Source organism: Microbulbifer echini (assembly GCF_041447225.1).
Classification (GTDB): domain Bacteria; phylum Pseudomonadota; class Gammaproteobacteria; order Pseudomonadales; family Cellvibrionaceae; genus Microbulbifer; species Microbulbifer echini.
The window spans coordinates 136,455-157,974 of record NZ_JBGMEL010000008.1 but is presented as its reverse complement, the minus strand read 5'-3'; the positions used below and the strand labels follow the sequence as shown (position 1 = coordinate 157,974).

The following is a 21,520-nucleotide window of genomic DNA, read 5'->3' as shown; positions in this document are numbered from 1 at the left end:
GTCTGAGCCCTGTCAGAATGACACTATCAGTAGATCTAAGTGAAGAATGGCGGGTAATTTTCACTCCAGGTTGAGTGCGAAAGATTGCCTTTGCGCGAGGGCTAAGAAACTTACTTACCTATTAAATACGGCACTTTTACCTTACGGTTTCTACCTGATTCTCTCAGTTAACAGTGACAGGCTAGGAACTCGGTACTGGGATTTAGTTTGTTTATCCATTAACTAAGATCCCAATGCGTTGATCTTCCGTCATTTATTTATTGGGTAGCTTGGCTGAGTACACATCCGCTTAAACATTTGGCGCAGAGCCGTAGTCGTTTGTTTCGTGTGTTAATTACCTGTTTTGGCTGGTGTGGAAATGTGGTGATGGGCAACATGCCATGTTTCGTCCACTTTATTGAAACAAAAAGTGGCCCGCACAGTATCTCGAATCTTTTTGCCATCGGGTAAAGTACCGCCACAGCTTATAAGGCAATGAGCAAAACCAACCTCCTCTCCTGAAGTAATTCTCAGCTCCTTCAATTCGAACAGTGAGGGGGTTTCAAAAGGCGGTTGCCATTCATCAAAACTTTTTCTATAAGCCTCAGTGCTTTGGTATTGCATTGGAGCAAGTACGTCGAAAATTACGGCATTTGGCAAATGATTATTTAAAATACTGTCCTTTTTATCATGTCGGGTAGACTCGGCCCACTCCATAAGGAGTGATTCTATTTTTTTGGTGGCTTGTTCGTTCATAAAGGCTCCATAAAATTAAAAGATCTTCAGGTACGCATAATTCTGTGCTCATCTACTCAGCTAGAAGTACAAAAAGAAAACGGCTGGTGGCAGAATATCCTTCTGCGTTTGCATTGTGTAAGCCTCAGGTCTGGGGCAAGGGGTGAAGAAAAATCTCCCGCCATTATTTTAGGGCACTTCTAAATAATGTATTTTCATCAATTTTATCGTCTGATCAAGCCCCATACGGGTGGTTCTTTATTGCTTCCGCTTTATCCGTGAGTTATACCTCGGTATTGTACTTGGTTGGGCAATCTAGGCCCTGTAGTGATCTTTCAATTGGCAATCGGCAACATTGGCTAGTTCACTTCATTTATTCTGATGAGGATATCGAGTGCTAACTCTGCTACTCAGCTTGTGATTGACTCAAGCAGGGCAATGTATTGAAGGCATTGATCATTTCGCGTATTAGGAGCGCGGTTGGTGTGTCTTTGGGATCGCTGCCTAGAAGGCCATAGCTCCGTCCCCACTCGGACAACTCTGATGCATGTATGCCGAATTCTTTTAGTTTGATTGGCACGACTTATAGAACCCGATGATGCCTGCCGTCACCCTATGGCCTGGAGCAGCTGGGTGAATACAACTGGATCAATGAGGTAAGATTCTACCAGGCAAAGTGCTACGTATACTATATGAATTCATAGTTGAGGATTTGGAAGAGTGGGTGCGCCAACCGGGTTACCACTGCAGCAAGGGTCAGTGGAAAAACATCGAACCACAGCTGGAGCCATTGCAGAGGGTTCTGTCTGGGGAGAGAGCGATAGGTGAAACGGTTTCTAAGCCATAGGGCAGTGCGTTGAGGCCATTCGCGGCATACTACCCCAAGATCCAACGTCTTTGAGTCTCACAAAAATATTAGAGGGCTTTTCTAATATTCTTAGATGGGTGAGCGAATAATCAACAAGGAAAGCTTACTCGAACTCGCTACGGGCTGTAATTTTATAGAAGCTATAGCACTGGTCGATATCAATGGCACAAACCTTAGATGGCCGACTTGTTAAGTCGAATGAGGAAGGATCAGCATCAGTGATTACTTTTCCGGGTGTTTGGCTAAATACCTAATCATCGTTTTGGGTAAGTCGATAATTTAATGTTTCAAAGTTTTTTAAAGCTGATTTTATATATTTTGTTTTCGATATGGATGTAAGCTGAGCCCATAATCCGTCTGGGTAGATAGGCACTTACTATATCTTGCATAAAAAAGGGGGTTGCCTTAAAGGTTCCATTTTTTGCAGATTTGATGTGTGTCATATTCATGATGAGCCTTGTTTCTATCCTTTGCGCAGGCTCGGTTTGGCGATGGAAAAATTTCGCTCTGAATTCAGGTGTTCCCATGCCACGAAAATATGTGTGATACCTTACTTTCGTAAAACCATTGATTTTTAAACTTTAACAGATTTCAAAGTCATAATTTGTTAATCTGGTAGAGAACCTTCCTTGTGCCGAATTCCACTGTGGAACCCCCCCCCCAAAGTAATCACTTTTAGATCAACCTGCCCCAATGTTAAAGAAGGTAGGGGTAATGTGCGTCTAGCCGTCTAAAAAATTGAAGTAGTTATAGAATTCGTTTTTGTAAGTTATTTGTGGTGGTTTTAGTTATTCTTTTTTTCGGTCTATTGCGCTGGGATTGTAATGTCGGGCGATGAGAACCTCTATTTACACTGGCGTCATATGAGGGTGGCTATGTTTCCCATTAGGTTTCCAATAATAAGTTGATGTGTGATTGGTTCTTAGGATCCATGATGGTAATTGGCACTTTTGTTTCGGTTGTCTTCTTTCTGTAATTTTTTGTCAAGGCTTCCTGAGTTAGTTGCGAGAGGGGCTGCTTATGGTTTCGCAAATACGAATTTCATATCACTTATAGAATAATTTCTTGAAAGTGTTTGCTTTTTATTCGGTGTGGGGCGAAGAGCGCCACCCTGTCCAGTATGTTTTTGAAGAAAAGGTTATCTCTTGTCGACTAGAAAACGCAATGGCTGTATTCTTGCCCGCGGCGGCGCTCCCTCTCTTTGATCAGATTTTTTTGATATAAATCAATTGGGGCGCTGCTTTTTAAAGCCTTGAACACCAGGTTTGGTTATAAATCGTGAATTTTCAGAGAAGGAACATGAAAATGAAAAAAATAACCGATGCAGTGCTGGGAGTTTCCACAGCGTTGGCTTTGATGGGTCATTCAACGATGGCTTCGAGTCAGGTAGAAACTTCAATGACTCCAAACTTTACCGCGTTTGAATTTGCTCAACTGGAAGAGCAATTTACCGCGAAGAGAGTGATTGTTGATGGAAAACTCTACCAGTTGACAGGCGATATGCTGGAGTTGATTCAGCAGAATCCTGAACAAGTAGGCATTATGTCGGCTTTTGAAATATCGGCGAACAAATGGCCAAACGGTATTGTATATTATGATTTTTATGAGGGTGTAACAGAAGAAAATCAACAAAATTTTGTTGATGCCACCAAGGTTTGGGAAGAGATTGCAGATTTGCAGTTTGTTCAGCGCACAGATCAGACGGATTACATCTATGTGCGAAATGGTAGTGAAAACCGTTCTATGGTTGGAATGTCCGGTGGTGGGCAATTTTTCAGCCTGAGCGACTGGGATAGTAAATATATTATTGTTCATGAGTTGGGCCATGCAATTGGTATGAGGCATGAGCAGCAGCGTTCGGATCGCGATAAATACGTAGATATTGTTGAGGAGAATATTAAGCCAGCTTATATCTACAATTTTGATATTCGTCAATCGCATAATTATAGTGAATATGACTTCTTGTCAGTGATGCACTATCCCTCTCACGCCTATACGGTCAATGGGCAAGCGACTATTGTTCCAAAATCGGGTTATGAGCACTTCTCCGATGTTATGGCGCAACGTGTTGATTTGGGTGGTGGTGATCAAGTCGGCGCGGCCTCTCACTACGGCACTGTGAATATCAATATCCCAGACCCGGCATTTAAGTCTTATTTATTGACATTTTTCGATATGGACGGGAATGGCGAGATTAGCAGCCTAGAGGCAGCTGAAGTTGAAGAAATCCGTACTCCCGGGAATGGTAAAATCCAGTCTTTAGAGGGGGTTCATCTATTTAGATATCTAAAACACTTGACTGCGGCCAATGAAAATTTGACGCAAATCGCAGAGCTGCCAAAACGCCTGGAAACGTTAAATGTTTCTGGTAATTATTTGGCATCCGCTCAGTTTTCATGGGTGATAAATAAGCCTTTCCTTAGTAATGTGGATGCTACCAATAACCTGCTGGATATTTACTCCTGTGAAATACTCACATTTATTAATGGCGTGCTTGAGGAAGGTGGTATTCAATACAATCCGGTTAAAGGTGGTGGGTCATTTGTTTGTGATGCAGAAGCTGAGCAAATACTTATTTCTGGTAAGCCAAGAGTCGACTTGAGGGGTAAAGGTGAAAAAATCTTTCATATTGATGTTCCAGAAGGTACTCAAAAGCTGACTGTTCTAACTGAGGAGTCAGAAGTAGAGAATGAGACAAGTGGAGAAATGAATGTTTATGTCGCCTTTGATCGAGAACCTAGCGTCATGGATTTTGATTTCAAATCTGAGAATGCCGGCAATAACGAAAATATACAGATCACATTACCTAATTCAGGTCGTTGGTATGTATTATTGTCACCCATTGAGCGCTCTTTTGAAGGAGTAAATCTAACTGCTGCGGTGGATTTAAAGGGCGAACCTGCTAATGAGCTCATTAACCAAGCCCCGATTAACGGGCTGGGAGCCGGTGCTGGTGAAGCACTGTATTACACAATAACTGTTCCAGAAAATGCCGCTGATTTACAGTTTGAAATGCGTGGTGGTAGCGGAGATGCTGATCTTTATGTGCGCTTTGGCAGTAAACCGACAAAATCAGTGTATGACTACCGTCCGTATTTGGAGGGTAATGAGGAGGCAGTTACAATCGCCAATCCTAAAGCAGGCGTATGGCATATCATGCTCCTGGGCTATACAGATTTTGATCAAGTCACTTTAGTTGGTGCTTATAGTGAATTACCATCTGAGTATCTGATCGCCGGTGAAACAGTGAGGGACTTGGATGGTAAAGCCGGTGATGAGCAAATTTTTATGTTACAGGTGCCTGAAGGTGCAGCTAAGCTTTCCGTAAAAACAGGTTTATCATTGGTTGATTCCAGCGGTGACGCAGATCTGTATATTAAATTTGGTGAGCAGGCTTCAGAAAATAATGCGGACTACGTTTCTGATCGTTGGAGTAGCTATGAATCTATTGAAGTGAATGCGCCAAAGGCCGGTATTTGGTATGTGACCGTTCAAGGTTATACAGGTTTTAAAAATATCTGGTTAAGTGTTGATTATTAACATTTAGATTGCTAGGTAATTCACAGGCAGAAGATTTTTTAATGTTTAGTAATTCTTCTGCCTGTTTTACTTTGGGGCGAAATGAAAAACTTGACAAGCTATGTGCGTCTTTAATGTTTCGCTATAACCACCCCCCAAATAGTAACTAAAAGCTCACTCCCCAGCGGGCATGTTGTTTAACGTCACTATGGCAGGGTTGAGAACTTGAGTTTCTGAGATTCAATATTGACTGAAGCGACAATGTTGAAAGTCCTAGAAGATAGCGAAGGTTAACGACAAGTATGCCGCTGTCTTCCATTTCTATTAGCAATATTTAAAGAGTGAGCAGTGCCTTAATCGATTGATGATTTTGTCGATTCTGTATTGATAAACTTGTCTTTGAAAACCCTCTCGAAGGGTTCTCCTGTTGGAATCTGGTCAATATTTTCAAAGAAATTCTCTGTTATTTAATTTCTAACTATACATGGTTTATTGTTGGGAGGAGATCGCAAGCTAAAGCGTGTCGTTGAGTGAGGCAGGAAGTGATAATATTAGAGTAATTAGCAGCAGTGTTCCCGGCCTCAAGTTATCTATAAGTTCTAGATAAAAGCGGCCGTTATAAAAATTGATTGGAAGAGGTGTGCGAATCTATTGTTGTGGTCAAGCTTAGCGGGGCGCTCTTCTAAGCTTGATCACAAGCAAGTAAGGCTCTCACCTCCATAAGTGCAAACCCCAAAAGATTAAGACCTCTCCAGGTGTTGGGATCTTGTGCTGATAAATCATCTTGCGCCAGGCCAATACCCCAAATTGTATCTACGGGGCTGGCTTCCACTAAGACTCGGTTTCCTGTGTTGAGCAAAAATTCCTTTAGTGCTGGATTTTGGGAGAACTTAGCTAGGTTGGCATTTACTACAATTTCGAAGCGTTTCTCTTCCCAGATTTCCTGTTTGAAGCCAATGACCTGTCGCCCAATTCTCTTGGCTTCATTTGGGGTGGTCGAAGTGAGCACTTTCTTACACGCGTTGCTATCCCCAAATAGTTTAGCTTTGTGGTACATCATATAGTGCTCAGCAGTAATATACTGATTTCCATCTTTTTCGAAGGTGGAGTTATACCACTGGCTAAAGCAGCGTTTTGTTACTTTGCTTCCATTTTCCTGATGACCCCAGAAATAAAGGTACTTCACCTTGTTGCCGTTGTTTGCGAAATCGATAAGTTGATCTCTAGTGATAATTTTCAATATATCTCCAATTGTAGATTGTTGTAACTGTTTATTAGAGGGGTAACGTATGTCTAGAAAGTGCCTGGCTTTAAGGTAGCTAACAAAATCAATGCAAAACCTCAAGAAGAGTTTCCGTATCGTTGACGATGGCATTATTAAGGCTAGGAACTCCTCTATCCATTGTTTTTTACGGTGGCATTTCCATGTTCTTTCAAAGCAGCGAAAAGAGTCTTTCCATGCATGTGGTAAATTTTTTGATCTTTGCACTGCTCGAATTTTGACATAAATATCCGGTTTGCTCTCTAGAAAAGCATAATATTGCTTAATCGCATTTTTCGTTTGAGGGATTCGAAAGTATCGGTAACTCAAACTGACCTCCATTAGCTATGAGTTGCTAATGAAAGCTATATTCTTTTCCTATCAGTAAACGTCTTTAATTCATGTTTCCAACGTCTAAATTGTATTTAGAGGTAGATCTATAGATAATTTTTTTCGAGAACTGGGGTTACAAAAGTACCGTGGGAGCCTCTGAATAACGCTGTGAAACCTCTGAAAGTCCAGTAATGATAGTACGGCCTTGCTCAGAGGCGGCAAGGCCGAATGTAGATCGCATAGGAATGGATTGCTATAAACCTTGGGGTTAAACAAGCGTCAGTACAAAGTCCCACGAGTCTACTAACTTTCACTTGCTTCCATTCCTGCAAGGATGTTGCCGGCAAATTTTGGGGCTTCTTTGAGGGCGATAGTATCTGCTTGTAAGCCGGCTTTGCCAATACCTTTAGAGACGTTCAAAGGGTAAAATGGAGCAAGTCAATTATAAGGGTTTCCGGTAAACCCTTTTCCCTGCAACCCAAGTCTCCAAAACCTGTACCTGCCAAATTTCCTGCGGGTCAATTTCAAAAATATTCTTATCCAGCAAAATGAAGTCAGCGAATTTCCCCGGCTGTAGGTTGCCGATTACTTTCTCCTGGTGGCTGGCGTAGGCGGCGTCCAGGGTGAATGCACGCAGGGCTTGCTCCGGAGTCATGGCTTCTTCAATGCGCCAGCCTTCACTGGGTTTACCCTGGCGGTCGCGCCGGGTGACAGCCGCGTGGAGGCCGAACATGGGGTTGGCCGGTTCTACCGGGAAGTCGGAACCGGCGGCGATGGGTGTCCCCTGGTCTAGCAGTGTTTGCCAGGCATAGGCGCCGATTAGACGTTTTTCACCCAGGCGATCACCGGCCATATTTTTGTCACTGGTGGCGTGGGTGGGCTGCATGGAGGCAATCAGATTGAGCTGGCTAAAGCGGGGGATATCCATTACCTCAATCACCTGGGCATGCTCTACGCGATGACGGTGCTGTTTCTGGCTTTTCTCTTCGTTCAGCGTCTCGAGGTGATTGAGTACGATCTGGTTGGCTCTGTCGCCGATGGCATGCACGTTGACTTGGAAGTTATTGTCGGTGGCCAGTTTGAGTAAGGTCAACATTTTGTCTTCAGGATAGAGTAATAGCCCTTTTTCCTTTGGGCGATCATGGTAGGGCTCCAATAACGCTGCACCGCGGCTACCCAGGGCGCCGTCGGCGGAGAGCTTAATACTGCGCATATAGAGTCGTTCGCTGGGGCTACCAATATGGCCAGCATTGAGCAATTTAGTGTAGTTGTGGCTATCCACTGAGAGCATGGGGTACACACGCATGGGAATCGCTTTTTGCCTGGCCAGCTCACGGTAGACATTGAGAGTTTTCTCGGTAATGCCCGCATCGTGGACACTGGTGAGGCCGAGGGAAAGTGCTGTACGAAAGGCGTTTTGTAGCGATTTTTTTTCCTGTGCCAATGTGGGGGAGGGGATGGCTTTCTGCATCAGGTCCATGGCGTTGTCGACCAAAATTCCGCTGGGGTTGCCGTGGGTATCTCGTACGATCTCTCCGCCTTCCGGGACCTGGGTATTTTTATCAATACCGGCGAGTTGCAGGGCTTTGGAATTAGCCCAGCCCGCGTGACCATCTACCCGGCGCAGCCAGATGGGGTGATCTATTTCGAGGGCGTCGAGTTGGGCGCTGGTGGGAAACCGTCTGTCCGGCCAGGTTACCTGGTTCCAGCCGCGCCCGAGTAGCCATTCGTTGGGATCCAGCCCTTGAGCGTGGTCTTTAATCGCATTCAGGGCGCCTTGAAGGGATTGATCGCGTAAATCTAATACAGTGTTGAGCTGCCCTAGGCCGAGCATATGCCCGTGGGCATCGATGAGGCCGGGTAGCAAGGTTTTACCTTTGGCATCTACTTTTTCCGCGTGGGGATACTTGTGGGCCAGATCCTTGATGCTGCCGGTTGCGAGCACTTTTCCTTGGTCAAAGGCCATGGCGCTGAACTGAATCAGCGCTTTTTCGGTAGTCTGGTAACCGGAAAAGTTGTGGATCAGCGTTACTGCCTGGGTGCTGAAGGAGGTGGCGGCGAGGAGTGCTGCCGCCAGGGCCTGGGCTAATCGCATGGTTGGATACCTTGTTGTTTTCGTTACTGGCCATTCTATGGTGGCTTTGTATCGGATGAAAAGCGGTTGGGTATTACACAATAAGTGCTCATTTGAAGCGGTCTTTTGTAAAGGTGAGCGATTCACTGCGGCCCCCACCTAGACCGCAGCGACTCCGCTGGCGAAAGCGTTTATTGAGCGGGATCAATACGAAGCAGGCGCCCTTGAGGGCCATCCGTGATGACGTAAAGTGTGCCGTCTGCGCCGATTTCCGAGTCTCTGACTCTTTCACCGATCACAATTCGGCTTTCCGTGTTAAGGGGATCACCCTGCGGATTGATAAGGCGTAAATCCTGGCTCACGAGGCCTGCCGAGAGCAGGTGACCGCGCCATTCGGGGAAGGCTTTACCTGTATAAACGGTAAGGCCACCGGGAGCATGGGTATCGATCCAGGCGAGAAACGGGGAGACAAATTCCGGGCCGGCTATCTTAAAAGCGATATTGGAGCCATCGCGATAATCCCTACCAAAGGTCACCCTAGGCCAGCCAAAGTTTGCACCTTTCTTTAACTGGTTTAGCTCGTCTCCCGCCGCGGGGCCGTGCTCGGAGGACCAAATAATTTGGTTCTCGTGATCGATGGCCAATCCCTGAGGGTTACGGTGGCCAAAACTCCAGATTTCTGGAAGGGCACCATCCACTCCAATAAAGGGGTTATCGTCAGGTACTGAGCCGTCAGGTTTTATACGGATCACCGAGCCAAAGTGGGTCTGTAGATTTTGCCCCTGTTCGCGAGCAAAGACATCGAGAAAGTCCTGGGGTGGGTTGCCGCCGTCCCCAATACTGGCCAACAGAGTGCCATCTGGCAGGAAAGCCAGACGCGAGCCAAAGTGCGCACTATTCTTTTTCCCCTGGGCCGCTTTAAAAATTTCCTCGAAATCCTTCAGCTGCCCGTTTTGCCACTTACCTCGACCAATTGCTGTGCGATTGTTCTCAGTATTTCCCGTGGAGTAACTGAAATAGAGCAACTGGTCTTTTTCAAAGTTAGGACTGGCGGCAACATCTAGCAGCCCCCCTTGGCCTTCAAAGAGTACATTGGTGGGAAAATCAACGGCATCGGTTAGTTGATTACCTTTGACGCTGCGGAGTTTGCCATCGCGCTGGGTAATGATCAGGGTGCCATCGGGTAACAGGGCTAGACCCCAGGGGTAGGGTATCGGCCCGGCTACTGGGCTAATTTTTACCTTGTTTTCTACGGGGATGGCGCCTCGAGAGATGTGAGGGTCAGCATAGCAGTTTAATGAGCTGACGGCGCAAGCCAGTAGCAGGCTCGCGGTGATAGAAATCCTTCTCACTTTGGCTCCTTGGACTTGTAATAGGGGATAACCACCTGGGATCTGAGTGAGGTCCACATAGTGGGGTAATAGTAAGGGAAGCTCTGAATAATGCCGTAATGACTTTGCGGGAAGCATATACTGCTACGAAGTTCACTGAACCCTTTGAAGCCGCTAAAACGCAGAAGATGAGGCATTCAAGGCCGATACGACGGTGCTTTTAGAGCGAATTGTGCTCTAAAAGCCAAAGTTTTACAGAATTATTCAGAGGTTCCCTGAATATTGATTTTGGCTCAAAAGCAGAATATTTCCAAAAGTCCACGGAAGATAATTTCTCGCTTTGGCCGTAAATCACACTTCCTACACAGAGTTATGGCACACAAACTCGAACAGTATCATGCCGGATATAATCTGCGTTGACACATTGGCGTCCTAAAGACAGTAATTTTGAGGGTGATTGCTCTGGGCAGACTGGAGCAAAAATACAGCAAGGCGGTTTGTTCCCTGACAACGGTCGCAACCCTGAGCCGTGAAGGCAAGAAACTCATCCAGCAATATCTGCAGGAAACCGCGGATAGCCTGGAGGGACTCCCATTTAAACTACATGACTTTGGTGCTCACGCTGCAAGTACTGAGGAAACAGCGGCTATCGGCGGGCTGGCTCATCTGGTGAACTTTCAGGGGACCGATATCATAGCGACAATAGTGGCTGGGCGTCGTTATTACTACGCCCCTATATTACCACACCCCTATGGCCGGGTTTTCAATTCCCGCAGCCGAGCAAAGTACGATGACGAGCTGGAGCCGGGAGCATGAAGCCGATGCCTATGCCAATATGCTTGAACAATTTTCCAAGGATGGACGTTTGTTGGCGGTGGTGAGTGACAGCTATGACCTGTGGAATGCCCTTGAAAATATATGGGGTGGAGAGTTAAAGGAATATGTTGAGCTTAATGGTGGAACCTTGGTAATTCGCCTGGGTAGCGGCGATCCTGTCGAGGTGGTAACTCAAACCATAGAGCGATTGATCGATATCTTTGGGGCCCGGATCAATGGAAAGAATACCGGGTTCTGCCAGAATTTATCCGCGTGATACGGGCGATGGTGTTTCTCGCCACACCATAGGGAACATTCTGGCTACTATGAAAGCCCAGAAACAAAGTGCGGGGAATATCGCCTTTGGTATGGGCGCTGAACTGCTACAAAAGATCAAACGAGGCACGATGAATTTGCCATGAAAGTGAGTTGAAAGGTCAGTCTTTACAATAAGAGCTGGCTTGTGCCGGCTCTTTGCTTTTGCGTGAATCTTCATTGAATGACCGCTCTATTATTTACCATCAGGTAAAGTACCCCTAAATAAATTGAGGGCGTGGGGCGCTTAGAGCCCTATTGAGGACTCACCAACAAACCGGTTCTGTAAAGATTTTCTGCTAATAAAATAATATCTTCTGACCAGCATATTTGTTGCTGCCATTCTTCAGGGACTCCAGAGATTCCATAGTAAGCTCCAGCTATTTGGCCACAGATGGCAGCGGTTGTATCGGCATCATTCCCAATATTTGCGGCTAACAGTATGGCTTCGCGAAAGCTATCGGTATTAAAAAAGCACCAGAGAGCAGATATCAAGGATTCGATTACGTAGCCGCTGCCTGTCAGCTCCTCATAACTTTGCTGTAAGAATTCACCTTTGGCGATACTAAAAACCTTCTCAGAGTTTGGTGTGTATTCTAAGGTGTGAAGAAGGTTGTCTTTAGTGGTGCCGTTGAACACAGAAAGGATTAGGTCGCAAAAAAATCGACAACTCTCAATACACTCGGTGGACCCATGGGTTGTTCTGGAGCTCTCTCCAGAATAATGGATTGCCTCAGAAGGCAAAGATAAGAAAAAAATTGGTACTGGTGCTAGCCGCATCAGGGAGCCATTACCGGATGAGCGGGTGGCAACAGAGCCGCTAAAAGGATTACCCGTTTCCAGGTACCGAATTAAAGCGGATTGTACTGTAGCGCCAATATCGAAGCACACACCTGTAGAACTCATATACCCATATTGATACCAGTTGCAGTAGCGATTCATCTGGTCGATAGCACAGAAACCCTCTTGAAGGAGTAAACTGTGTGCCAGGCAGAGCGCCATAGAGGTGTCGTCGGTCCATTGTCCTTTTTCTAAACCAAATGGCCCCCCACCCATCATATCGGATATAGGGGTGAATTCCCCCTTTCTTTTAAATTCCAGTGTGGTGCCTACGGCATCACCACAGGCGAGCCCCACCAGGCAACCTTTTACTTTGTCTAATACATTGAAACTCACTTAAAAATCCTTCTCAGTGTACTCACTCATGATATTTAGTGTTTTCGATAAATTCTACTCTGCGCTATAACTCAAGATTTCGTACAAACGTGTGTCTTCCTGAATTGGCATGCATAGTGTACGGGGTGGCTGGGCGGCCCCGTTCCGTGCGTTTTTCGCCGGTATCGATCAAAAGGTCTGCCTGTTCAATACGCTGGCGAAAGGATTTTTTTGTAGTGGCTTGCTGATAATCACTTCATGCACCTGCTGAAGCTCTGGTAGGGTGAATTTTTTTGGTAGGGCATAGGCGGGGATAATGCTGTAAAGGGCCTTTTGTATAAGGCGGTCGTGTGCAGTATTGATGATTTGCAGATGATCAAATGCCAGACTCATCTGGTTTGAGCGCTCAACCAGCAAGATCTTAAGGTGGCCATCCTGGTAAGTGAAGAGGGCGGCATCCACGGTAATGAGTGGCGTATCGAAACTGCTCTTGTTATAGCAGGCAAAATTTTCTTTTTCGTTCATCTTGACAATGAGTGTCAGTTGGTCACTTATGGTAGCGGTATCAAAAGTTGAGCTCAAGCGCTTTGCGTTTTCAGTTATACGATCTTTGTGAAAGAGTCTATCCTGGAATTTGGGTTTGAAGCTTAAAAGGAGTGATAAAAGAGACCTGAAGTTTATAGGCACCCTAAATGGGCCGCTATACGAAGGAGGGGAGATGTCCCGTTGGTTGATCGTCACCGGAATAATTTTGCTGATAGTCGGTGTCCTTATGCACTTTGCCCCTTGGCTGTTTAATTGGTTTGGACGTTTGCCGGGGGATATTCGTATTGAGTCCGGCCGCACGCGGTTTTATTTTCCTATTGTTTCAATGATTATTATAAGTTTGGTGCTGAGTTTACTCGTGAATTTCTTCCGGCGCTGAACGATTGTGTCAACGGGTGGGATAAAAAAAGGCCGCATGGGGTACGGCCGCAAGGGACTTATAGGAGAGTGGGAGAAAAATTTCTCCTGTTATCAAAAAAGGTCATCCGTGACCTATTTGATCACCACCCCTGAAAGTGCGCAAAGCGCAGAGTGACTTAGTTTCAGGGGGTGTGCTGGCCGTGACCAGCCCGGCACATCCGCTGTGCCGCATCAACCCGGCGATACACTAACTCGCCGGATCAACAATCAAAAAAACGTCTTTAAAAATCGTACTTAAGGGATGCCGAGAAAGTGCGCCTCGGTGCGGAATTTATCGTGAGGTCACTGCCTTTATCCCAACCAGCCACGTTCAGGTAGGGCACATATTCCTTGTTGAGCAAGTTGTTAACGGCCAGATTAAAGGACATCTTGTGCATCAGCTGATAACCCAGGGTCCAGTCCACTGCGCCATAATTCGGAACTTCGGCTTTCCCATCATTAACGCGATTCATCCGGTCTGCCCAGCGTAGCAGTACCTGGCTGGAGAGTTTCGCACTGGTGTAGCTGGCACCCACCACGCCGGAAAGAGGGCTGATAGTGGTGAGGTATTCACCAGTGGTATCGTTTTCACCGCGTTGGTAGCTGGCATTAGCAAATAGTTCAAATGCTGGGGTCAGATACCAGTTAGCACTCAACTCAACTCCCTTGATCGTCACAGAGTCGATGTTTTGGTATTGGTATTGCTCGAATACGTGGGAGAAGCTGCCGTCGTCATTGTTCATGATTTCGCTGTTTATCAGTACGGTTTCCAGGAAATCATCGTATTCGGTGTAAAAGGCCGCGGTACTGAAGGCAATCGGGCCCAGATGGCCGCGCAGGCCGAGCTCGAAGGTGTTACTGGTTTCGGGATCGAGGTCATCCGCCGGTAATATTTGGTAGGCGTAGCTGGAAGTTGGCTGCAAGTAGTGCTCGATATAGGCCAGATCGTAGGCCGGTACCTTAAAACCTTGCCCGTATTGGGCGAAAGCGGATAGTTGCGAATTGATTCTATACAGGGCACCCAAATTAAAGGAGAAATTACTCTCTTCAATAGTGGCAAAGGGGGTACCGTCAGATTTCTCTGCGCCATTGGGGTCCATTTCGTACCAGTCATAGCGTACGCCGGGAGTGATGGTCAGTTGGCCATTGGCAAAAGTCATTTCATCGTTGAGGAACAGGCCTGCGCGGGAGACTTCGTTCTTTGGGAATTTTTCTGTGGTTACATCCAGGGTGGAATTGCCTTTCACTTCACGATATTGGTGAACGCTGCGCTGGCTTTCGGTTTGTTCCAGGTCGAGGCCATATCCCAGGATATGGGTTTCGTTCAGGATTTTGCTGGCATTGGACAGTAGGCCAATCGTGTCCTGACTGTACAGGCTGGTTTCCCACATATCACGGATTTCAATAACACCGAACATGGGGGCGTTGATATCCAGCTGTGCGTACTGTTCGTCCTCCTGCTCGGATTCATTTTTATACAGGTTGATGTTCAACTGGTCATAAAATGCGCTTGGGGTTTCGCTGTGGTAGCGCAACTGGTATGCGCGGGTCTGTTTGTCGGAGAGGGACTGCTCTTTTTTGATGTTGTAGCCATAGTCGGCCAGGCCACGGAAATAGTGAAGGAGACCATCTGCACTGTCACCGGTACTTTCCTGATTCCAGTGGTCGATAGTGAAATTGATGAAATCTTCGCCGTCGAGCTTGTATTTGGCTTTGTATAGCAGGCTCTTGGATTCTATCTCGAAGGGGTTTTGACTCTCGTCGAAGTTTTGCTGTTCCTCGCCATCACGGTAGGTCATATGCAACAGCTGTTCAAAATGGCCGGTGCGTAAGGCCAGGGTAGGAGAGACGTGTGATTGATGGGTAATGCCGGTATATCCCGTTTTGACTGCGCCACCGAACTGTTCGCCATCTTCCAGATAGTCATTGGCATCTTTGGTGGTAAACACCACGATACCCGCTAAAGCATCCGAGCCGTACAGCGAGGAGGCAGCGCCTTTGGCAATTTCCACCTGCTTTAGGGTATCCACCTCAATAAAGCCGCGGCCAATGATGTCATTCTGACCATTCGCTCCATAGCCTTCATTCACTCGCATACCGTCTTTGATGATCAGTACACGGTCTCCACCCATGCCGCGTACCAGGATATTTTGCGCACTGCCGGCGGCACCGGTTACTTCCACGCCTGGTTCGTATTGGAACAGCTGATTCATGTCGTTCAGCTGTAATTGCTCAATTTCGTCATTGGTGACAACAGAAACACTGCCCGCAACATCCTTCAGCGGTTTCTCCGCACGGCCACTGACAACGATCAGTTCTAGATCGTTACTCGCTGTAGATTCGGAACTATCGGCATGCAGGTCAGAGGCGGAGGCCAAGCCCAATAAGGCCGCTGCGAGAGGGCGAAGTTTCATGGTGTTGTCCTTGAGATGGATTCTATATTGCTGCACTTGTCGGTTGGCCACAGGGGCTGGTGTAAAAGTCCACCGCCAGGGCCAGCTGGTGGAGAATTATAGGGATGATTTTAATAATGTAAAGCTAAATGCGAATCACTATCAATTAGATTAAATTTGACGTTAGCGGGTACTTCCGCTAGTTTCCGCGGCCATTGATCAAGAGTGGAAGTGCTGGGCTGAGGAGGCTTGCAATGAATATTTCGATAGTTGAAAACCTAATGGCGGACGTGGCCGATTTGTTTATGGCCCCAGTCCTATTGGCGATTTTGGCCCTGTTTGTCTACTCATTATTCGCCATCGGGCGATTTATTTCGTTGTGGGTGCTGCGTGGCCGCAATGCGGACAGCTATCGCTTGGCCTTGCAACAAGGTCGGATAGAGGGTTTGCCGGGGTATCAGGTACACAATTATTACGTGCAACATCCTTTGGCTTGTGATGACGAGCTGGAGGTTTTCGCCCTAAAAAAATTGGAATTGCTGCGTATGGCGACCCGTATCGCCCCCATGCTAGGCCTGATCGCCACCATGATCCCCATGGGGCCGGCATTGCGGGCACTGGCCGATGGCAATATTCAGGGTATTAGCGAAAATCTGATTATTGCCTTCGCTGCGGTAATTTGGGGGCTGGTAATTTCTACCCTTACCTTCTGGCCAGCCTCAGTGAAGAAACGCTGGTTTGCCGCCGAGCTAATTAACATTCGTAAGTTAAAGGAGGCCTCCTGATGCGCTTCCTGGATGAAGATGAAGAGCTCAATCCAATTTTAAGCGCGGTGAACTTGATTGATGTTTTTCTAGTGATTATTGCCGCACTGCTTATTGCCATCGCGCAAAACCCGCTAAATGTATTTTCCAATGAAAAGGTCACGGTGATCAAAAATGCCGGTGAGCCCAATATGGAAGTGATCGTAAAAGACGGAGAAGAAATTAAGCAGTACAAATCCTCCGGCGAAATTGGTTCGGGAGAGGGCACTCGTGCGGGGGTCGCCTATCAAATGGCAGACGGCAGTCTGGTGTATGTACCGGAAGGCAAAGAAACGCCCTCAAAAGATAAGGCCGCAGGAGGTAACTAGTCGTGTTGAAGAAAGCCTGTGTATTTCTGGTGAGCTTTGTTGTTGCGTCGCTTTGTGGGATGGTCACGCAAGCCAATGAGAAGCCCAAAGTTTTATTGATGATGTCCAGCCATACCGCTAAGGCCAAGGGCAGGTTGCTCTCCGAACTGGCCGCAGATCAGCCGTTCGCGCTGGAAGTGTTTAACAGCAAGGGCAAGAGTGAAGAGCAAACCGCCCAGGCATGGGGCTCGGCGGATCTTGTGCTATTGGATGGTATCAATCCGGCACTTTCCCAATTTATGTTTGGCAAGTTCGAACCGCTGCTCAGCCAGTACCCCGAAGTACCGGTAGTGTCTTTGGGGGATTTATCGAATAAAGCGATGAATCAGGGCTTACCATTGGTACAGCATGAAGCGGTTGCAGCCTACTTTAATAATGCCGGCCGGCAAAACTATCGCCACCTGATGCAGTTCCTTGCGACAGAGATATTTAACTTTTCCTCAGCTAATGTGCCGGAGCCATATGCTGTTCCGAAAGTGGGTTTTTATCACCCGCGCTGGGAGCAGCTGGTGACCGATCGTGAAGAAGACTTCTTCCGCTGGCTACAACCTGCGGATCAACAGCCGGTGATAGCCGTGGCTATTCATCGCTCGGTGGTAGATTACGAACAGCAGCAGGTGGTGGATACCCTATTGCAGGGGCTGGAAATGAAAGGTGCCAAGGCGTTCGCCTTCTTTTTTGAAGGCGAAGACCTGCCCCTGTCCTACCCGGATCTGTTGCAGGATGGAGAAGGGCACACTCGTATTGATCTAATGATCAATTACCGCTCCTTACATTATGTGAGCAAGCGCCGCGCCGAGTTCGAAAAACTGGGTGTGCCGGTGATTCATGCCCTGAATTATACCGAGGGCGGTGAGGTAGATTACTTTGCAGACCATAGTGGTGTCTCTCCTTCTCTAACACCTTTCTTCTTAGTAATGCCGGAAGATACCGGCAGCATTGACCCGGTTGTTATTGCCGCGCAAGAGGAGGGCGATAGAGCGGTAATGGAAGTTCAGATGAACGCTCTAGTGGAGCGTGCCTGGCGCCATGCCGCTCTGGGGCAAAAGCCAAACTCCGAAAAAAAGGTCGCCACCTTTATTTGGAATTATCCCCCAGGCGAAAAAAATATTGGTGCGGCCTTTCTCGATGTTCCTTCTTCTATAGAGTCGATCGCCCAGGCCATGGCAGAGCGCGGCTACCAAATAGACCAGCGGGACTCCAAGACCTTGATCGACTGGGCGGGCCAGTTATTGCGCCCTTATTACCGCCGCGAAGAGAGCGTTACGTTGATTGATAAAGGATTAGCAGATTGGATGCCGCTGTCCACTTACCTGGATTGGTTTAATGCTCTGCCGGCTTCAGTACGTGAGCCAATCGTGGAGCGCTGGGGAGAGCCGGGAGATAATGCCATGTTGGCCGAGCACAACGGTGAGCCGGCCTTTGTGATACCGCGCATGACTTTGGGCAACCTGGTAGTACTGCCTCAAGGTGTGCGTGCTGATACAGCCGGGGATCACTCGGCTCTCTACCACGATATGAAGAGCCCGGTGAACCATGCCTACCTGGCAGTTTATCTTTATGCGCGTAAGACCTTTGCGGCCGATGCCTATATTCACCTGGGTACCCACGGCTCGCAGGAGTGGCTCACAGGAAAAGAGCGAGGACTTTCTGTCTACGATGCACCCAATTTGGCCCTGGGAAATATCCCGGTGTTTTATCCCTACATTATTGACAATGTTGGTGAAGCCATGCAGGCCAAACGCCGCGGACGCGCCACCATGATCAGTCACCTGACACCGGGCTTTGCCAAAGCAGGTCTCTATGCGGAAGTCGCCGAACTTTCGGAGCTGATTGGCAACTACCTGATTTTGGAAGAGGGGAAGACTCGTCAGAATACGCAGGTGCGCATAATTGAGCTGGCCGACACGCTCAATATGCTTCAGGATCTGGAGATTAGCGCGGAAGCTTTGCGGGCTGATTTTGATCGCCAGCTCAGCCGTCTGCAGGATCACCTCGGCCAGTTGGCAGAAATGAGCCATCCGCTGGGTATTCATCGTTTCGGTCAACTACCCAAGTCTGAACATCTCACCAGCACCATGTTGCAAATGCTGGGCGAGGGCTACATCACAGCAGCGGGGAAATTTGAGGCTGAGCATAACCTCAGTCTACCGGATGAACAGCAGCGCGATGAGCGCAATGTAGTCGCCTTGGAGGCCCAGCCCGGGTTTCAGCTATTAAAGACCTACCTTGCGGGCGAGGGGTTGCCGGAAATCTCCGCGGGATTGCAAAAGCAGTTGCAGCAGGGCCGCGAGTATGCCGAGAATTTTGCCAATATTGCCGAATTGCGAAACTTGATGTCGGCACTCGATGGCAAGTATATCCCGGTCAGTCATGGGGGTGACCCCATTCGCAATCCCCAAGCCGTGCCCACGGGGCGCAACTTGATTGGATTCAATCCGGCGAAAGTACCCTCCAAAGAGGCCTATGAAGCTGGCGTAGAGTTAATGGAACAAACCATCGCCAACTACCGTGAAAAGCACGGACGCTTCCCAGATAAGTTGGCCTTTTCACTTTGGTCCCTGGAAACCATGCGCCATCAGGGCGCACTTGAAGCACAGATACTGCATGCCTTGGGGCTCAAGCCAAAATGGAACCCGCAGGGCAATGTGACCGGAACTGAGGTGATTCCCTATTCGGAGTTGAAGCGCCCGCGTATTGATGTGGTGATTTCGGCAACGGGGTTGTATCGCGATGCTTTCCCCAATGTGATGTTGTGGCTAGCTGAGGCAATCGACAAGGTGGCACAGATGAAGGAGGAGAATAATTTTGTCTATCGCCACAGTCAGGCCCTGCAACAACAGCTAGTGGAGGAGGGTAACTCTGAGAAAGATGCCCGCTACCTCTCTTCGGTGCGAATCTTTTCCAATGAGAGTGGTAACTACGGTACCGGCCTGAATGGCGCCAGCCTAGCTTCTGATAGCTGGGAGACCGACGACAAACTGGCAGACTTATATATGCGCCGTATGGGTTTTGCCTACGGCAAAGATGAATCCCGTTGGAGCGAAGATTCGCGTAACGCTGCGCTGTATGGCCGGGTACTGTCGGGTACCGACGGAGTGATTTTTTCTCGTTCCACTAACCTCTACGCCATGATGACCAACGATGACCCCTTCCAGTATTTTGGCGGTATGGGCCTTGCCGTGCGTAACCTGGATGGCAAGACACCGGAGATGTATGTCGCAAACCTACGCCGTAAGGACAACATCAAAACCCAGACATTGGGAGAATTTGTCAATCAGGAAATGCGCAGCCGTTATTTTCACCCGCGCTGGATTCAGGCAATGCAGGAGTCCGGCTATGCCGGGGCCACAGCAATTCTGGATAGGGTGAATAATATGTGGGGCTGGGAGGTGATGACTCCGGAAACGATCCGTGATGACCAGTGGCAGGAAATGTTCGAGGTCTATGTGGAGGATAAATACCAGATGGACATGCGTGAATTCTTCGAGGAGCACAACGCCGAAGCGATGGCGCAAATGCTGGAGCGAATGCTTGAGGCTGTGCGTAAAGGCTATTGGCCGGCCGATGCGGAAACGCTCAAGAAAATGGTAGAGACGTACACTGAGCTTGCCAATCAATATGATGTCGCAACAGACAATGAGAAATTTTCTGACTTTGTGAGCGAGCAGGCCCTTGGCTTTGGTCTTACGCCCTTGTTGAGTAATCAGGCGATTAATGATGTTGCGGCCAGCACGGCTGAGCCTCAACAGGTTAGTGGTCAGAAACTTGAGCAAGTACAAGAGTCCAAACCACAACAAAAGACACAGGAGTTTTTGTGGTTGGTGTTGCTGGGAATTTTACTGGCAGGCTTTTTGAGTGTGTTTTTTGATCGGTTTTTCATTATGGGTAATCAGCGAATTACCCACGCTTAAGGGGAGGGGGCTGTGCAACAGCCCCGCTCAATTTTTTCAACTACTGCCTATCACACCAAACCAGCTGCACTCTCCTTTAGCGCTGGCCTTCTCTAGGGCGAATCCGCCAATCTTATACCTCTAAGCCCCACCTTACTGACTACTGTTCGCCACGCCTAAAAAACTGAGTGCCGCCAAGTCTTATTGGAATCGGTGTAAAAAATTTCTGAAAAAATTATTGCGTGGAAATCTTGGTGAAGCGTCTCAGAAATACAGGGAGTGTTAAGAAGGGTAAAGCCCTAACGTGACAGAGTGCTCAGATTTATTGTGTCGGAATGACAACTCTTGGCAAGAGCCGGAAATATATACCAAGAAAATTGAAAATGATAAAAAATTTTTTCTGCTCTTTCTCGGTTTATGGCTAGAGCCTATTTCTTGTGGGGGGGTATCGGAATTGTCTTCTGCAGTGTTCAGAAAAAATACTAATGAAGAGAAAGCAAAAAATAGTTCCAGTTGAAACCATTTTTTCGGAGCAAAGCGTGCATAGCTCAGTCCTTTTGTTGAAATTTCAGGAGCCTCCTAAAGGTGTTCCTCCCACGTCTGGTGGGTTAAGTGTGTGATTGACTTTTAAAGAAAAATACAGGGGCTGGTTTCAAGCCTCCAGGTTGTGAAGGCTGTAAATGGTTTGGTTCGTCATGCAAAGCCATTCAGGTTTCATTTTTCTAAAAAAAT

At 47.6% G+C, this 21,520-nt stretch carries 14 protein-coding genes and 1 pseudogene; 8 read left to right on the top strand and 7 right to left on the bottom strand.

Annotation, left to right across the window (positions count from 1 at the left end; genetic code table 11):
- Positions 1-330: 330 nt before the first annotated feature.
- The gene (locus tag ACCI51_RS09970) at positions 331-735 is read right to left on the bottom strand and encodes a YybH family protein (protein ID WP_371843459.1); all 405 of its coding nucleotides are present in this window, start codon (positions 733-735) and stop codon (positions 331-333) included.
- A 2,152-nt stretch (positions 736-2,887) separates the two neighbouring features.
- On the opposite strand from ACCI51_RS09970, the gene ACCI51_RS09965 reads away from it, so the two are divergent.
- Entirely contained in the window at positions 2,888-5,122 is a 2,235-nt protein-coding gene (locus ACCI51_RS09965) for a pre-peptidase C-terminal domain-containing protein (RefSeq protein ID WP_371843458.1), read from the top strand.
- Between the two features lie 661 nt (positions 5,123-5,783).
- Here the strand turns inward: ACCI51_RS09965 and ACCI51_RS09960 are convergent.
- From ACCI51_RS09960 to ACCI51_RS09950, 3 genes are all read right to left on the bottom strand, one after another.
- Entirely contained in the window at positions 5,784-6,341 is a 558-nt protein-coding gene (locus tag ACCI51_RS09960; protein WP_371843457.1) for an NADAR family protein, read from the bottom strand.
- Between the two features lie 796 nt (positions 6,342-7,137).
- A complete protein-coding gene (locus tag ACCI51_RS09955) occupies positions 7,138-8,790 on the bottom strand; it encodes an amidohydrolase (RefSeq protein WP_371843456.1) in 1,653 nt (550 codons plus the stop codon).
- 170 nt (positions 8,791-8,960) lie between these two features.
- Positions 8,961-10,121: a PQQ-dependent sugar dehydrogenase gene (locus tag ACCI51_RS09950; protein ID WP_371843455.1), complete on the bottom strand. Its 1,161-nt coding sequence runs from the start codon at positions 10,119-10,121 to the stop codon at positions 8,961-8,963.
- 432 nt (positions 10,122-10,553) lie between these two features.
- Between ACCI51_RS09950 and ACCI51_RS09945 the strand changes: the two genes are divergently transcribed.
- From ACCI51_RS09945 to ACCI51_RS09935, 3 genes are read left to right on the top strand one after another with little or no spacing between them, the layout of a single operon-like run.
- Positions 10,554-10,916 (top strand): hypothetical protein, encoded by a 363-nt coding sequence (locus ACCI51_RS09945; protein ID WP_371843494.1) that lies wholly within the window; start codon positions 10,554-10,556, stop codon positions 10,914-10,916.
- Positions 10,891-11,193 carry a hypothetical protein gene (locus ACCI51_RS09940; protein ID WP_371843454.1) on the top strand — a complete coding sequence of 101 codons (303 nt, stop codon included), beginning with the start codon at positions 10,891-10,893 and terminating at the stop codon, positions 11,191-11,193. The genes ACCI51_RS09945 and ACCI51_RS09940 overlap by 26 nt, the downstream gene beginning before the upstream one ends.
- Positions 11,153-11,338 carry a hypothetical protein gene (locus tag ACCI51_RS09935; RefSeq protein ID WP_371843453.1) on the top strand — a complete coding sequence of 62 codons (186 nt, stop codon included), beginning with the start codon at positions 11,153-11,155 and terminating at the stop codon, positions 11,336-11,338. The genes ACCI51_RS09940 and ACCI51_RS09935 overlap by 41 nt, the downstream gene beginning before the upstream one ends.
- 148 nt (positions 11,339-11,486) lie before the next feature.
- Here ACCI51_RS09935 and ACCI51_RS09930 read toward each other — a convergent pair whose 3' ends face one another.
- Together ACCI51_RS09930 and ACCI51_RS09925 are read right to left on the bottom strand one after the other, a co-directional pair.
- Positions 11,487-12,407: an ADP-ribosylglycohydrolase family protein gene (locus tag ACCI51_RS09930; protein ID WP_371843452.1), complete on the bottom strand. Its 921-nt coding sequence runs from the start codon at positions 12,405-12,407 to the stop codon at positions 11,487-11,489.
- A 64-nt stretch (positions 12,408-12,471) separates the two neighbouring features.
- Positions 12,472-12,779 (bottom strand): annotated as a pseudogene (locus ACCI51_RS09925) (NrtR DNA-binding winged helix domain-containing protein).
- A gap of 325 nt (positions 12,780-13,104) precedes the next feature.
- On the opposite strand from ACCI51_RS09925, the gene ACCI51_RS09920 reads away from it, so the two are divergent.
- The gene (locus ACCI51_RS09920) at positions 13,105-13,311 is read left to right on the top strand and encodes a DUF2905 domain-containing protein (protein ID WP_299588467.1); all 207 of its coding nucleotides are present in this window, start codon (positions 13,105-13,107) and stop codon (positions 13,309-13,311) included.
- Between the two features lie 262 nt (positions 13,312-13,573).
- On the opposite strand, the gene ACCI51_RS09915 is transcribed toward ACCI51_RS09920, so the two are convergent.
- On the bottom strand, positions 13,574-15,745 hold the full coding sequence (locus tag ACCI51_RS09915) for a TonB-dependent hemoglobin/transferrin/lactoferrin family receptor (protein WP_371843451.1): 2,172 nt from the start codon (positions 15,743-15,745) through the stop codon (positions 13,574-13,576).
- 233 nt (positions 15,746-15,978) lie between these two features.
- Between ACCI51_RS09915 and ACCI51_RS09910 the strand changes: the two genes are divergently transcribed.
- The 3 genes from ACCI51_RS09910 to cobN are packed head-to-tail and all read left to right on the top strand — an operon-like array spanning position 15,979 to position 20,809.
- Positions 15,979-16,509, top strand: a complete 531-nt coding sequence (locus ACCI51_RS09910; RefSeq protein ID WP_299588461.1) for a MotA/TolQ/ExbB proton channel family protein — start codon at positions 15,979-15,981, stop codon at positions 16,507-16,509.
- Entirely contained in the window at positions 16,509-16,856 is a 348-nt protein-coding gene (locus tag ACCI51_RS09905) for a DUF2149 domain-containing protein (RefSeq protein ID WP_299588458.1), read from the top strand. Before ACCI51_RS09910 ends, ACCI51_RS09905 begins: the two co-directional genes overlap by 1 nt.
- Before the next feature lie 2 nt (positions 16,857-16,858).
- Positions 16,859-20,809 (top strand): cobaltochelatase subunit CobN, encoded by a 3,951-nt coding sequence (gene cobN, locus ACCI51_RS09900; protein ID WP_371843450.1) that lies wholly within the window; start codon positions 16,859-16,861, stop codon positions 20,807-20,809.
- The last annotated feature ends 711 nt before the right edge of the window (positions 20,810-21,520 follow it).